The 14,572-nt window shown below is 40.4% G+C and carries 14 protein-coding genes; 6 read left to right on the top strand and 8 right to left on the bottom strand.

Annotation, left to right across the window (positions count from 1 at the left end; all coding sequences use genetic code 11):
- Positions 1-61 precede the first annotated feature (61 nt).
- Positions 62-565 (top strand): RrF2 family transcriptional regulator, encoded by a 504-nt coding sequence (locus tag DSBG_RS10435; RefSeq protein ID WP_068964235.1) that lies wholly within the window; start codon positions 62-64, stop codon positions 563-565.
- A gap of 297 nt (positions 566-862) precedes the next feature.
- Here the strand turns inward: DSBG_RS10435 and DSBG_RS10430 are convergent, their stop codons facing one another.
- The 3 genes from DSBG_RS10430 to DSBG_RS10420 are packed head-to-tail and all read right to left on the bottom strand — an operon-like array spanning position 863 to position 2,720.
- Complete coding sequence (locus DSBG_RS10430; RefSeq protein ID WP_068964234.1) at positions 863-1,660, bottom strand: hypothetical protein; 798 nt, start codon at positions 1,658-1,660, stop codon at positions 863-865.
- On the bottom strand, positions 1,654-2,352 hold the full coding sequence (locus DSBG_RS10425) for an ABC transporter ATP-binding protein (RefSeq protein WP_068964232.1): 699 nt from the start codon (positions 2,350-2,352) through the stop codon (positions 1,654-1,656). The genes DSBG_RS10430 and DSBG_RS10425 overlap by 7 nt, the downstream gene beginning before the upstream one ends.
- Positions 2,349-2,720, bottom strand: a complete 372-nt coding sequence (locus tag DSBG_RS10420; protein WP_068964230.1) for a GntR family transcriptional regulator — start codon at positions 2,718-2,720, stop codon at positions 2,349-2,351. Before DSBG_RS10420 ends, DSBG_RS10425 begins: the two co-directional genes overlap by 4 nt.
- 289 nt (positions 2,721-3,009) lie before the next feature.
- On the opposite strand from DSBG_RS10420, the gene DSBG_RS10415 reads away from it, so the two are divergent.
- Positions 3,010-4,596 carry an NAD(P)/FAD-dependent oxidoreductase gene (locus tag DSBG_RS10415; protein ID WP_068964228.1) on the top strand — a complete coding sequence of 529 codons (1,587 nt, stop codon included), beginning with the start codon at positions 3,010-3,012 and terminating at the stop codon, positions 4,594-4,596.
- A gap of 220 nt (positions 4,597-4,816) precedes the next feature.
- Entirely contained in the window at positions 4,817-5,755 is a 939-nt protein-coding gene (locus tag DSBG_RS10410; RefSeq protein WP_083236816.1) for a DUF2935 domain-containing protein, read from the top strand.
- A gap of 47 nt (positions 5,756-5,802) precedes the next feature.
- On the opposite strand, the gene DSBG_RS10405 is transcribed toward DSBG_RS10410, so the two are convergent.
- A complete protein-coding gene (locus DSBG_RS10405) occupies positions 5,803-6,429 on the bottom strand; it encodes a LysE family transporter (protein ID WP_242877540.1) in 627 nt (208 codons plus the stop codon).
- A gap of 127 nt (positions 6,430-6,556) precedes the next feature.
- Positions 6,557-7,552 carry a sodium:calcium antiporter gene (locus DSBG_RS10400; RefSeq protein WP_068964223.1) on the bottom strand — a complete coding sequence of 332 codons (996 nt, stop codon included), beginning with the start codon at positions 7,550-7,552 and terminating at the stop codon, positions 6,557-6,559.
- Positions 7,553-8,037: 485 nt separating this feature from the next.
- Between DSBG_RS10400 and DSBG_RS10395 the strand changes: the two genes are divergently transcribed.
- The 3 genes from DSBG_RS10395 (at position 8,038) to DSBG_RS23685 (ending at position 10,919) form a co-directional block, all read left to right on the top strand.
- Positions 8,038-8,904, top strand: a complete 867-nt coding sequence (locus DSBG_RS10395) for a damage-control phosphatase ARMT1 family protein (protein WP_083236815.1) — start codon at positions 8,038-8,040, stop codon at positions 8,902-8,904.
- 558 nt (positions 8,905-9,462) lie between these two features.
- Positions 9,463-10,050 (top strand): HlyD family secretion protein, encoded by a 588-nt coding sequence (locus DSBG_RS23690; protein ID WP_242877538.1) that lies wholly within the window; start codon positions 9,463-9,465, stop codon positions 10,048-10,050.
- Between the two features lie 8 nt (positions 10,051-10,058).
- Positions 10,059-10,919, top strand: coding sequence for an efflux RND transporter periplasmic adaptor subunit (locus tag DSBG_RS23685; protein ID WP_242877536.1), 861 nt, complete (start codon positions 10,059-10,061; stop codon positions 10,917-10,919).
- A 179-nt stretch (positions 10,920-11,098) separates the two neighbouring features.
- Here DSBG_RS23685 and DSBG_RS10385 read toward each other — a convergent pair whose 3' ends face one another.
- The 3 genes from DSBG_RS10385 to DSBG_RS10375 all read right to left on the bottom strand — a co-directional run bounded on the left by DSBG_RS10385 (position 11,099) and on the right by DSBG_RS10375 (position 14,416).
- The gene (locus DSBG_RS10385) at positions 11,099-12,394 is read right to left on the bottom strand and encodes a homocysteine S-methyltransferase family protein (protein ID WP_068964221.1); all 1,296 of its coding nucleotides are present in this window, start codon (positions 12,392-12,394) and stop codon (positions 11,099-11,101) included.
- A 197-nt stretch (positions 12,395-12,591) separates the two neighbouring features.
- A complete protein-coding gene (locus tag DSBG_RS10380) occupies positions 12,592-13,959 on the bottom strand; it encodes a DUF6179 domain-containing protein (protein ID WP_068964219.1) in 1,368 nt (455 codons plus the stop codon).
- Positions 13,952-14,416, bottom strand: coding sequence for a DUF6323 family protein (locus DSBG_RS10375; protein ID WP_491005722.1), 465 nt, complete (start codon positions 14,414-14,416; stop codon positions 13,952-13,954). Before DSBG_RS10375 ends, DSBG_RS10380 begins: the two co-directional genes overlap by 8 nt.
- Between the last annotated feature and the right edge of the window lie 156 nt (positions 14,417-14,572).

Genomic DNA, 14,572 nt, shown 5'->3' with positions numbered 1-14,572 from the left:
CTAGCGACAAAAAATAATTAAGTATTATGTGGGGATTTTATTATTTAGGAGGTGGATTGTATTGCAATTTTCCATAGGAGTAGAGTATGCATTACATTGTTTATTGTATATGGTAGATATTCCATCAGGAAAGGCTGTTGGAATTAAAGATTTAGCGTTATTTCAGGGAGTTTCAGAAACTTATTTATCAAAAGTATATACAAAGTTAAGGAAAGCCGGGATTGTGAAGTCAATTCCAGGTGTTAATGGAGGATATGAGTTAGCACGTAATCCAGAAAGTATAACCTTTTGGAATATAGTTGAAGCAGTAGAAGGGACGACTCCATTATTTCAATGTGTAGAGATTAGACAGAATGAGATATTGTTAGATAAAAATAATTTACCTGATACATATACAAAATGTCCTTGCTTGATAAAAGTTGTCATGGTAGAAGCAGAAGACCAAATGAGACAGTATTTGAACAATAAGACTTTAGGATGGCTTCATGAACAAGTTAGTAACAAGATTCCTGAAGAGCATGGAAAAGCAACGATTGAATGGTTCAATAATACTAAATCGCGCTAAAATTTAAGAAGCATAAAATTGCCACATAGATTTCTCCCAAACGATTCAGAAAGCCGAAACATTTCTGAAAAAATCAACCGTTAAAAGTCGTAGGATTATTGAGGATATGGATATTGAATCTGTTTGGAATTGAGATGGAAACGAAAGCTGAAAAAAGAAAGTGACAAAGAGGGGGAAGGCGAAAAAGTCATAAGGCAAAAGGCTGGAGCAAAAAATGCTTCAGCCTTTTGCCTTTGATGGTTAGCAGCTTTAGATGATATAAATATCGGGAAAATTGCCATAGCTTATTTTGCTGTTCTATTCTAAATTCAATCGTTTGCTTAAAATGAAATTGGTTACTGCGAGGTAAGCGGCACATAAAAGTCCGGCAAAAAATATTCCATAACAGATTACTAATTGATAGCGAACTGAATCACTCGCAGCCATATTATGGATCGAAAAATTATAGAAATGTGCTATTCCAGGAATTAAACTTACCAACTTGAAAAAAATCTGGGTAAGCGTATTAAGGGCAATAAATGCACCGAACGTTGCCAGCATTTTATGTCGATTGAACAAATGTCCGATGGCAATAGAAGCATAGACCAGCAATATCCCCGAAGCCAGGCTTATAAGAACTCCTAGGATAACCTCAAGGGTCAAAAGGTAAGCTGAAGGACCTAACTGGTCGATAACTCGATCATGAACAGTTGCCAATCCTTTGACGATTTCGCCAAACATCCCTTTTTTATAAGTGATGACCAGAATGGAAATCAGGGCAACAGCTACACTGCCAATCATCCACAGCATAGACACCAGGAGTTTACTGACAATGTGTTTCCAGGGCTTTACTGGTAGCGTATGCATCAAATAGCCTTCATCGGAAAGCAGATTTTTACTAAAACGTTGGATCATCATCGTTAAGGTCATTACGAACATTCCTGCCATAAGAACGATATAAATGACCATGCTAATAGTTGCGGGAGTATTCCATTTCTGGGGATCAATAGCAGAAATGAATTTGGTGATTCCCGCGAAGATCAGGATTGAAAGAAAAAAGGGTAGGAATATCCTTCCGGTAGCTTTAATTTCATAGTTTAAAAGCTTGCTTAACATTTGAACACCTCCCTGAATAAAGCATCCACTGATGTACCCTTTTCATCCCGGATATCATCGACAGAAGAGGTCAATACCACTTGGCCCTGATTAATGAAAATCACATAATCTAATATTTTCTCAATATCAGAAATAAGGTGGGATGAGATAATTACCGTGGCGTTTTCGTTATAATTACCCAGAATCGTTTTTAGAATATAATCTCTTGCTGCTGGATCCACTCCGCCTATAGGTTCATCCAAGAGATAAAGCTCTGCTTCGCGGCTCATAACAAGAATCAGCTGTACCTTTTCCTTCGTTCCTTTGGACATGGTTTTTAGTCTGTCATTAGCGTTGATGTTAAGCCGTTTTAGCATTTCATAAGCTTTCTCAGGTTTAAAATCATCATAGAAATCGGTAAAGAGTTCGATGATTTGGTGTACACGCATCCAATCATTCAAATATGTCCTTTCCGGGAGATAGGATACGATTTTCTTGGTTTCAATACCTGGGGTCTGGCCTCCAATGAGAATATTTCCACTCGTAGGGGTCAAGAGCTCGTTGGCCAGCTTGATGAGGGTGCTTTTTCCGCTGCCGTTAGGTCCGAGGAGTCCCACGATTTGCCCGCGCTCAATTTTTAAATCAACTGCAGATAAAGCTATTTTGCTGCCGAACTTTTTGGTAAGGCTGTTACATTCTAAGATAGTGCTCATTTCTTCATCTCCTTGACCAGGTTGGTAATAATAGTTAAGATCTCCTTTTGTTCAAAGCCCATCAGCTGCATTTTTTCTAGAAACTCCAAGATTTGATCCTTAGCCAATTTGGTTTTTGCTAATTCCACCATACTTGCATCCTCCGTAATCGACCGACCGCTCGTGCGGTGCGTTATTATTAGGCCTTCTTCCTCCAATTTCGCTAGAGCTCTCTGCATGGTATTGGGATTAACCTCAGCTTCTTGAGCCATGTCCCGCACGGACGGGAGTCTCGACCCTAGAGGATAGGTTCCGGAAAATACCCTCTGTTTGATATGCTCGACGAGCTGGGTGTAAATGGGTCTGTCAGATTTTAATTCCCATAGCATTCTATCACCTCATGTATGATTGTATTAAGAGCTTAATACAATCATACAGCATTTCAACAAATTGTCAATAGGCGGACCTAGAGGACTTATTTTTTAACAAATCAATTTTTAACTAAATTTCTCCTTCTATTTGAATTTGTTTATTTCACCTTAAGATAACCCTTCGACTAATTATTGTAGTATACTAACCCATGCCTATTAAATTAGGCAGGGGTTAGGCTGTGGTAAGGCAAATGCAAAATAGCATTGTTTTGCTTCTAGTTATCAATTTATCTGTTAGGAGAAAACAATGATTAAAATCACTGATTTAGTAGTAGCGCTTACGTATGATTTAAAAATGCTAGAGGACATGGTCGCCAAAAGGTTGCATATAGAGCATAGCCGTATAGAGCGCATCAGTATTACAAAACGCACAGTAAATGCTCGCAACAAAGAGGACATCCATTTCGATATGACGGTGGTTGTCTGTATTTTAGGAGACGAAAACGAAGTCATTGCCATGAATAGGAACAAAAGCATCTCCCAAGAAACGGAGTTAATCTATACAGTGCCAACGGTTAAAAAACTGAAAGAGCGTCCAGTGATTGTAGGCTGCGGCCCCGCAGGAATGTTTGCGGCCTTGATTCTGGCACAAGCAGGGGCCAGACCGATTCTACTGGAGCGGGGACTCGATGTCGATAGCCGCAAAAGAAAGGTATTAAACTTTTGGCGGACCGGAATTCTTGATACCCAAACGAATGTGCAGTTCGGTGAGGGAGGCGCAGGTGCCTTTTCAGACGGCAAGTTGAAAATTGGGCAGAAGAATTGTCGCAAAATGAAGGTGCTCAACGAGTTTGTGCAGGCCGGTGCGCCGCCAGAAATTCTGTATTTAAGCAAGCCGCATATTGGTACTGATCGTTTGAATGAAACGGTTAAGGGCATTAGGGAGCAAGTAATAAGTCTCGGCGGTGAGGTGCGCTTTAATGCAACTGTAACAGAAATATTGATCAAGGATGGACAGGTGACAGGTGTACGCTTTGAAGAAAAGGGGAGGAATGCCGAAGTTTCTACGGACAATGTTGTCCTGGCCATCGGACATAGCGCACGGGATACGTTTGAAAGTTTGCTGAATAGCGGCGTTTATATAGAACAAAAGCCCTTTGCCGTGGGAGTGCGCATTGAACACGCCCAAGAGATGATCGATAAAATCCAGTACGGTAGTTTCGCCGGGCACCCTGAGCTTGGCGCAGCCGATTACAAAATGGTAGTGCATCTGCAAAATGGAAGAGGGGTATACACTTTCTGCATGTGTCCAGGTGGGACAGTTGTTGCGGCAACGTCAGAGGAAAACAGATTGACAACGAATGGAATGAGCGAATTCGCGCGAGACGGTAGAAATGCCAATACTGCGCTCTTGGTGACCATCGGGAAGAATGATCTGGACAACGATGATCCACTTGCCGGTTGTGCTTTTCAGCGCAGGATAGAGGCAGCAGCCTTTGCAGCGGGCGGCGGAGGATATAAAGCACCAGTACAAAGGTTGGAGGATTTTCTCCAAAAGCGCAAAACAACAGCTTTCGGAGATGTCCTGCCTACCTATCTGCCCGGAACTGAGTTTGCCGAGTTGGATTCCTTTTTACCGGAATATATCACTCATTCGCTACGGAAAGCGATCTTAGAGATGGACCAGTGGATGCCCGGCTTTGCCTATCCGGATGCGCTGTTGACGGGGGCTGAAACCCGCAGTTCTTCCCCAGTGCGCATCACAAGAGGGGACAGCTTAGAGGCTATTGGCATCAAAGGTCTTTACCCCTGTGGGGAAGGAGCAGGATACGCGGGAGGTATCATATCGGCTGCGGTGGACGGAGTGCTTTGCGCAGAACAGATTCTGGGATGATCTGGTTCAGTTGATCTTGCAATATTTTTTGCGTGTTGCCCAACAAACTCTGAAAAATAATAAAAGACTCGCCAAATATTAGGCGAGTCTTTTTGAATCATTAGGCTTATAAAGAAGTTCGGAAATCATATTGGTCGCCTGGTCATTTAGTTGGGGGTCTTTTTAAAAGATAGGGGGAATAAACTAAAATATTGGAAAGGAAGAACGGGGAGGGATAGGCTTGAACGGAGTTTTGCTACCAGGAGATTTTGTCCGCGAATCACTGGAACTACACCTCTTTTTTGGGCGAATTATGAAAGAACATTCAATATTTCTGGAAGCTGGTTTTGTTGCTAAAGATGCCACATTTGCGCAGCAAGCAGATATGTTTAAGTCGCAATTCGGCGAGGTCTTACACAAAGCTGTAATCCTCGCTAATGGGGTAGTTAGCGAGGAAACATTAATTTCGGGGGAATCGATAACAGATAAAACTCTACGGGCAGAACAAATTACCGAGGAACTTTCCGGTATTTCCATTGAATCAGTTATAACGACAGAAGAACTCAGACTAACTCCCAATGCAGGTGTAAATCTATCACAACTGGAGGCCCAAGTCACTGCCTTAAATCAGAAAGCTATTAGTTTAACGAATGCTTTGGTTCTATTTAAAACCAACATTCTTGAAGGAATGCTGCAATGTAAATTGTTCACTTTCAATTTTCCTTTATTAATAATACATATCCGAAGAGAAGCACTTTTCTACATACATCAATTAGAACGTTTGCAACGGCGCTTGGTAGTTGATTTTGTTCAGGAAGCTATCGAAGAAGAAAAGTTTTGGAATAGGCAAATGGCTGAGCACGCACAGTTTATTAGTCATTTATTAGACCCAACTGAATCCGATCTAATTGCTAAAGCAAATAATTTTGTGGGACAGTTTGATAGGCTTGAGCATATAGCACAGGGAGGGGGGCAAGGCACAATAACGCTCGGGCAGTTAACAGGGGAAACTATCACAACAACCCGTGCCTTCAGGGATTTTAAAGCAGCCGGTACAGAAGGCTTATTAACATGTAAAATAAAATCAATAATCATTCCACTGTTAGCAGATCATGTATTAAGAGAAGCTAATCATTACTTGAGAATATTAAACAGGTCAAAACAGGATTTGCGGTTATAGCACAAATAATCCCGTCAAATAAGAATCCATTCTGTAATTGCCTAAACTTAAGATTTGGACAACAACAAGAAACTGGTGCCTGAATAAACAAAGTAACTTGCAAGCCCCACAAGAAACAAGCCACACACGCCTAAAACAACGCGGTAAACTATCGGAGTAAAGAGCCTTTTTCCTCTAGCAACTGTAAAAGCGACGAACATAAACCAGATATAGTCCGATAAAACATGCCCTATGTAAAAGCTAATGGCTCCGAGGATACCCTGACCAGCAGCAACCATCAAAGCACCAGCACCTGCAGTTGCCCACCACAAAAACCAATAAGGGTTTGATGCAGTAACTGTAATTCCTGCCACCCAGGGACTGAGACCCTTTTCCGTTATCTTGCCCGAAAGATCAAGGGCAACAGCATGAAAAGACTCCTTCAAGATTCCATATGCCATCCAAAAGAGGAATAAACCTCCCACAATTCCAATTGTCCCTTTCACAGAAGGTAAAGTGATATAGGTTCCCAGACCAAAGAAAATTGCAATCACCAGGGCAAGCTCTAAAAGCGCATGGCCTGAGGCAATTTGTGGTCCAACTCTAGCACCGCGACGAAGACTCTCGTTAATTGTAACTGTAAGCAAAGGCCCTGGCATGATCGCTCCCGAAAATCCCATAACTAAGCTTGTCATAAAAATTACCCATAATCCCATCTATCTCCACCGTCCTACCATCTGTGATATTCATTATTTTCGACATTGCTAAGAAATAACCTTCTAGAGACGGGAGTTGTTTGACTTACTTCATAAGTTATATCTATTAACTGTGTATTAATGCGACTGTAACTACAAAACATACATAAAACCCAGCAGCTAATACAAGTTTATTTGCGGAAAGCTGCTGTTTTTTTAATGTTAACCAAAGAAAAGCGATGGATACCATTGTAAATAACCCTGCTAGAGCAAGATAGGAGTCAAAGATCCAAGGAGTAAATAGTATTCCAAGTGCACTAGGAACTGTGGCCTGGATCATCATTGATCCACTTATGTTTGCTAATGCTAACCTTTCTTTTCCTTGTCTCACCCATATTACCGCATTAAGTATTTCCGGAAGTTCAGTGGCTATTGGACTTAAGAATAATGCTATAATGTGTGGTGCAATTCCAATTGCAAGACTTAAATGATCTAAGTTCTTAACAAAAATCTGGGAACCAACCGCAATTAGAGCAAGTGATAAAAAGGTTTGTACCAAAACCCATCGGGTTTCTGGATTTTTAGTCTTAGGGCAAAATTTAAGAGGCTCGAGTATTTCATTATGGTTATCAGCAGTTTCTTTCATTTCGGTGAAAAAATATAATCCGTATGCAGCTAAGAATAAAAAGGCCATCAGTGGTTTACCACGGAATACCACAAAACCTAAGGCAACTTTAAAGACAAAAATACCTAAAAACCAAAGCTGATCCCTACCAAGTTTACTATTGCTTAAATCAATATTTATCCCATGAACTCGTTTTTTTCGAAAAATTATAATACCTAGTCCAACAATAGCATATGCAAGAGTGCTCAAAACCAGTGGCCCTCCGAGTGCCGCCCCCACTCCAATGTCCTTTTGATTTGCATTAGTTCCAAAAACTACTGCAATAAAGGTAACGACACTTTCAGGGAGAGCAGTGCCAAATGCGGCCAAAATCGTTCCGACAGCATTTTTGGAGATATTGTATCTTAACCCCACCCATTCGATTCCATTTACGAATAATTCGCAGCTAAAATAGATTAATATTGCAGAAATAATCAGTGATACTAAAGTTAGTGCCATTGTTCTCCTCCTTTCAAATTAAAAACGAGACTTTCGACGTACCTCAATACGTCAAAAGTCTCGTTACGCTTTTAAGCGAAATAATGCCAGGCTTTGGGCCAGTGTGTTGACACTATTTTGAAAACTACTCCCTCTTGCTTGTCTTAGCATAGCAAATAATACATATATAGTCAAGAATTTATTCTTCCCCAGGAACACGGATTCTGGGGAAGCTCTATAAGAATAACTTTGAACTAAGCATCCTGCAAGGGAAAACTACAAGGAATAGAGCTTGCTTCTTTGCCTCTTAAGATTAAAATTTTAAATGGCAGAATCGCATGGTATAATCAACAGGTACAACTTAACATGGCGGGTGGGCATTTGAATAAAAAAGTGAAATTTATTCTGTGTAAGGCGCCGAATTGGAAATAAATAATATTATCAATTACCTTAGAGTTTAGACTTGCTAGCTGCTAAAAAATAAAATAAACGAGGAGGCTCTACTTGTGAACGTTACCCTGGACTGTATTCCTTGCTATATTAAGCAAATGCTCAATACTTTAGCACAAACAGAACTCCCAGAGGAGAAAATGAGAGAGATTATTCATCAGACTTTGCCCCTTTTTCCAGGATTAGACCCACAAGGGACTCCCGCAGAGAACTCAACCATTATTCTCAGAAAGGTCAATGAGCTGTTGGGTATCGAGGATCCATTTCATAGTGCTAAGAAGGAATCCAATGAATTGGCTCTCAAGCTCCTTCCCCAGTTAAAAGAAAGAATTGACCAAAGTGATAATCCGCTCTTTATGGCTTTGAAAATCGCTGTGGCCGGGAATATTATCGATATGGGCATCTTGAAAGATTTTGATGTTGAGGGGAGTATTCAGGAGGCCATGGTGAAGGATTTTGCCCGGGATGATTACGCTTCTTTCGTCCAAAGGCTAAAAGAAGCCCGAGAGATATTAATTCTCGGAGATAACAGCGGCGAAATTGCGTTTGATAGGCTATTAGCTGAGCAACTGTCCGAATCTGGGATCAAGATAACCTATGCAGTTAAAGATCAACCGATTTTGAATGATGCCACGATGGAAGATGCGGCTCATGTGGGTATGACAGGTATGCCAGAGCAAATCCGGGTAATTTCTAACGGCAGCGGTTTTTTAGGGACAATTCTCAAAGACTGTTCCGAAGAATTTATGCAGGCCTATAAAAACGCTGACATTGTGATCAGTAAAGGGCAGGCTAATTATGAATCTTTAGAAGCGTTTGGTAAAGAGGATAGAAGGTTGTATTTCTTGCTGCGAGCTAAGTGTGAGATTGTAGCGAAAAATTTGGGAGTTCATCTTGGCGAAATGGTATTTTGCTGCAGTTAAGGAACTGACTATTTTACCGGTGATATTGAGTAGTATAATTCAGTGGATTAGTTTGAATTAAATAGCTGCATAAATTACATCTTATTATGAATAGACCAGAGTTTCAGGGAGGTTACCGTACGGTAACCTCCCTGTTTTTTGTACTAATTCAGAAAGTATAACTTTTCGTGGCATACTGCAAGAAGGCTAATACGTGCGAAGTCAGTGTCTTCGTCTGAAGCATAAGTGCAACTAGGGAAGTCACCTTCCCCAAGGCTTCTCCGCAAGTTAACACGTGCGAAGACAGTGTCTGCAAGAAGGGTTAATACGTGCGAAGTCAGTGTCTTCGTGGGCGGCAGCCAAGTCTTCTCTATAGAAAAATGAACAATTGTGCAGGATATCGCGCAACAGTGCAGCGAGAAACTTTCAGCCAACATTCAGTCATGTTTCAGCTGAAATTCATTTTGATGTTGTATTTTTAATATCTGAGATAGTCACATCTACATAAATAAGTGGACTTAGGCCATTGGGTTACTTTGTGAATAAATCACCTGGCAATGGAAGAAGGGAAGAAAGAGCATGAATAAAAAATGGGTGACTAGAGGGGTAGTGGGCTTTCTCATCCTCTTGGGAGCAGGTTATTGGGGCTATAAACATTTTACAACGAAACCTGCCGTGGCTTCGGTTAACTCATCTGAAGCAAAAATGGCAGACGTTAAAAAGGTCATCACGGCTACTGGAACGATTAACTATCCACACGCGATTACGTTGACATTCCCAACAAGTGGGAGCTCTTCGACAGCTGGAAAGATCGTGGAACTCAATGTTAAGGAAGGAGATACAGTTAAAGCGGGTCAAGTTCTTGCCAAGATAGACGAAACGAAGCTAAAGACGTCCGTTTTGCAAGCACAGGCCAATGTAACCTCTGCGGAGTCGAAAGTTCAAAATCTTGAAGATTCCTTCAATGACCAAACCCATGCGCAGGCTCAGGCTACCCTGGCCAAGGTGCAGCAAAGTTTAACATCGGCTATGCAAAATGCCGATCCCAGCTATTTAGATAACCAAGTCACTTTGGCCGATCAGAATGTGAAACAGGCTAGTGATAATTTAGCCAAGGCACACAGAGTGGAAATACGTCCTCTATCCAATCCGCTCAATCCGTTCTGAATCAGGCAATGGACTCTTTAACCTCTGCAAAGAATCTTAAAAATGGGGGAGCGTCTAAAGCCTTAGTTGCTGCACAGGCCGATGTTACATCCGCTCAATATGAAGTGGATCAACAGGTCCAGGGTCCTAAGGCAGCAGACATACAATCGGCTCAGGCGGACATTCAAATTGCGCAAGCGCAACTAGCCAGTGCCCAGGCGGATTTGAATGATGCTGCAATTGTTGCCCCAGTGGATGCCGTTGTTGTCAGTTGCCCACTTGAACTGGGCCAAGACTCTGACTCTAATTCAATCATTACGATCACTCCTACAGAAGATAAACTTGAAGTTGCTGCCTCGATTGATCAGGAGGATATCTCGCAATGCAAAGTAGGACAGAAAGTAGATATTACCCTTGATTCGTATCCAAATCAGCCTATTAGTGGGACAGTGAATTCCGTAGCCTTACAAGGCACAACTACCGAGAACGTGACGACGTATGAAGTCAAGGCCACGGTCGATCAAGACAGCGACTTGCTTCGTGCGGGTATGAATGCCAATGTGAATATCATTGTCGCTCAAGTAAGTAATGTTTTAACAGTTCCCAGCGAAGCGCTTAAAACAAGTGGTACTCAAACCGGTGTTACAGTTCCCGAAAAATCAACTACTGATAATGCCGGAAATGCAGTCACGAATGTTCGGTTTATTCCAGTGGAGACTGGTCTTGATGATGGAACGAATGTAGAAATCAAGAGCGGTTTAGAAGAAGGTCAAGAAGTTATCACGGGAACGAATTCAACTACCACAACAACCAAATCTAGTTCTAGTTCAGGATTTAATTTGGTTGGTGGGGGTGGATCACCTGGTGATGGCGGCCCTCCACCAAATTGAAGTTAAATGCATAGGCTAATTACTTAAGTTCCTTGAGGGATTCTTTGGCATGATCAAAATCATAGCCAATCCTCACAACTCATGACATGTCCGATATCGAGAAGCTCTGTGAGCAGATGATTCTAATTGATCACGGACAAGTGATGTATGATGGAGAGTTAGCGAAGCTGTCAGTCATCTTATAAATACGGTACCAATGCATCGTTTACTATTAAAGCGCCGTAGTGTTGTAATTGAGAAAGAGATAGTTGAGAGTTATCAGATAAAACCACTCCGGCCTTTCCAGGATAATATCTTAGGAATTTATAGAGAATTTCTGGAGACTCGGACTTGATCATGACAGGTTTTTTGATTAACAATCCGAATTCACTGGCGAAGCTCCATACATCAAACGATATATCGATATTGCCGAAATCTAATAAAAGGTAATCAAAATCTTCGGACTTAGATTCTTTCACCAAGGTAGAAAAATTACCCTTTATTAATAAAGTAACGGCTTCTGGAGAAAGTCTTTTAACCGAATAGTTTTTGTCTGGGGAAAGAATAAGATGATTATAAGCTGAAGCAATGGTTGGATTGAATTTAAACTTTAACTCTGGGGTTTCTAACTCAGCAAGAGCCTTTTTAATCTCCACAATAAATTCTGGGGTAGTTCCACAACATCCACCAATAAGTCTTACTCCATTTTCTATAAATTCTTTGGTGTAAGAACTAAACTGTTCGGGTTTTTGGTGATAGATTACATTACCATCATCATCCAGTACAGGCATCCCGGCATTTGCTTTTACACAAAGAGGAATGGATGCTACAGAATACATTTTTTTAATGGGTTCAATTAAACTATCGGGACCACCTGAACAATTAGCGCCGATGATAACAGCACCGAGTGATTGACAGACTATAGCACATACTTCGGCTGAATTACCAAATAGCGTTCGACTGTTGGCATTAAAGGTTACCGAAGCAATAATAGGAAGCTTTGTAGTTTCTTTAGCAGCCAATATAGCTGCCCTTAATTCATTCAAATCTGAAAATGTTTCAAAATTAACAAGATCGGCACCTGCATCTTCGATGGCCTTTAAGGGTTCTGTATAAATACTATAGGCTTTATCAAAACTCAAATTGCCCGAAGGCTCTAATAACTCACCAGTCGGACCCACTGAAGCAGCAACGTAAGTACTATCGCCGGTAATTTCTTTGGCTAGTTTTACACCTGCAAAGTTTAGTTGATACGTTTTATCGCCTAAACCATGCTTACCTAGAGTAACTCGATTACCCGGAAACGTATTTGTTTGAATCACATCTGAACCAGCAACTTGGTATTGGTTATATAGGTTTTTAACCTCCTCTGGATTGGATAAATTCCAGGATTCTGATGCTTCTGCTCCGGTTAGACCTCTCCTTTGGAGCATTACCCCTTTAGAACCATCATATAATAGAACCCTTTCTTGAATGGAATTTAGAAAACTCTTCATGATTTTGCCTCCTTAGTACGATCGAAATATAGTGGTCAATAACCTCAATTCTAAGCTAAAGTTACCCCTTTTCGCAAACTTTTCGTTTTCAACAGTATTCAGGCGAATACGAGTTTATTTTAGCTCCGCCATCAGCGGGGCAAAATAATGTGTAGTATAACCTAGCACCCACAAACCTTGCTGTTCATGAGGTCCTGTCAAGGATGAACAACAATATTTCCAACGAGCTTTCTAATCCTTTTCTGTCTGGGTAATCTAAGTTCGGAAAAGAAAGTATTCAGCCTATTGTGCCATTCCTTCTCGCTTTCAGTGAAATGGATATCCGAGTCTATGATATTGCCAGAGGGTACCATCTTCAGAAGGAGTGCAAGTTCCATATCTCCAAGCGATTGGAAGATATCGGTAAATTCATTATCAAAGATACAATAACTTCCGAGAATATCAATAAAATCACTTATACTGTGAATTTCTTTCTGAATGATTGCAATTTTATCTGAGACATATCTACATTCTTTAATTTCATTAGCGATGCTTCGAAATAGTTCGTCATCCATTTTGTTGCCTTCTTCAAAAAGGACTGATTGCAGTGGATTATCTTTGAAGCTAATAAAGATTGATTCCAATCTGTTATTCTCGAGAGCATTTTTTAGTCTTACAGATAAATCAGGGATAATTCCTATCATGTGGTTTTTTAATGACCGATCCGATAGGTCAAGATCTATACATAATTGCCTTAATGTCTTATGCAAACGATTGTTTAATTCGGTGTGTGAAAGATTTAGTAATTTTTGTTGCAGATATTCTCTTTCTTTCGGTTCTATATTAAGAAGAGTGATAGTTTTGCCTAACAATACACACCCGAGTGCGTTCGTAAGCACAAGTCCAAAAATATTAATGAGCAGGTCTTTATGGTGGTCATTGAAACCCTGTAATAAGCGACTAATTGCCGGCATCGGGAAAAGATCCAAGAATTTATTTTCTAAACAGAGTGTTTCAAGATAATTTGAGATATATTCAATACCAACCAAATCCATCTTATCATTACATAAAGGGTAATCGATTGATGCTGGGGTATCGTGGGCTGCAAAATTTACATCATAATCAGTGAAAAAAGGCGGTATGGCGTTCTGTATCGTATCATTGTAAGCTTGGTTATCTGTGATAAAGCCATCCGTTTGAATATCGATTAGCAATTGTTTAGCACTAGCTAGTTGTGCTGTGATTAACTTTTTGCCATGTTGGTAGAGTTCTAATAATGGTTTTTGTTTAAGGGCTGCCAAGCCTAGCTCAGCCTCTGGAAAAGTTTTGAGGTAGCTACCAATAACATAAAGAATCGATTGCATAATGCTTTGGGCGGTTTCTACTTTAACAGAACTGCTTTCGCCACCAGTATACCGCTGTACTTGTTTAGCTAAGAGTTGAAGGCTTTGCACTTGAATGGTTTCATATTCAGTAACGCTTAATAAGTTAAGCCGATAGGATTCCTGTAAAATTGATTGAAAATAATCCGATTCGTTAAGATTTTGTCTTTTAATGATCGGTTGTTGTTTCTCTAGCTTATTCATCAAAACCCTCCTCATCAAAAGACTCTTCGGTATCTTTGTAGATATCTTCATAATCACTAATTCCGTATCGTACATTGCGTGCTAAGACTTCTAATTCGCGATTTTGCAGTAGTTCAACGGAACCTTGACAACGCTGATCAAAATACTTCTTCATTAACGAAATCAATTCATCGTCACTAATTTCGTCAAGCGTCTCATTTTTAAAGTAGTAGAAAGTCTCTATTAAATCGTTTAATGTTGCGACATAGTTGTGTTTAGTCAGGAAGGGGGAGTTAGAGAAACTTAATATAAGTTTACTAATAATACCACCGCTGAATTCAATGCGTCCGTAGTTGCTTAGGGCTTCTGAACGGGTTATCACGAGTTCTAGTGCATCTGCTTGAGAAAGAATTAATCCATAACGAGAAGTTTTTTTATTGCAATCGACAATTTCCGCAATAGCTAGTTGGTTTGTCACGGATGAAGGGATTAGGGTAAACATGCTCTGCATTTTTTTAATACCTCCAATATTTTTGGTCTAAGCTATTGACAAGAAGGTTGTTTGTATGGTATGATAAAAGTGAGATGTTATAGTCATTAACGTAAAATATACAAATTTTAGTTTACCATTGAT

This window comes from Desulfosporosinus cupriresistens (genome assembly GCF_001707885.1).
GTDB lineage: Bacteria > Bacillota > Desulfitobacteriia > Desulfitobacteriales > Desulfitobacteriaceae > Desulfosporosinus.
The sequence above is the reverse complement of the archived record's forward strand: the minus strand, read 5'-3'. Positions and strand labels throughout refer to the sequence as shown.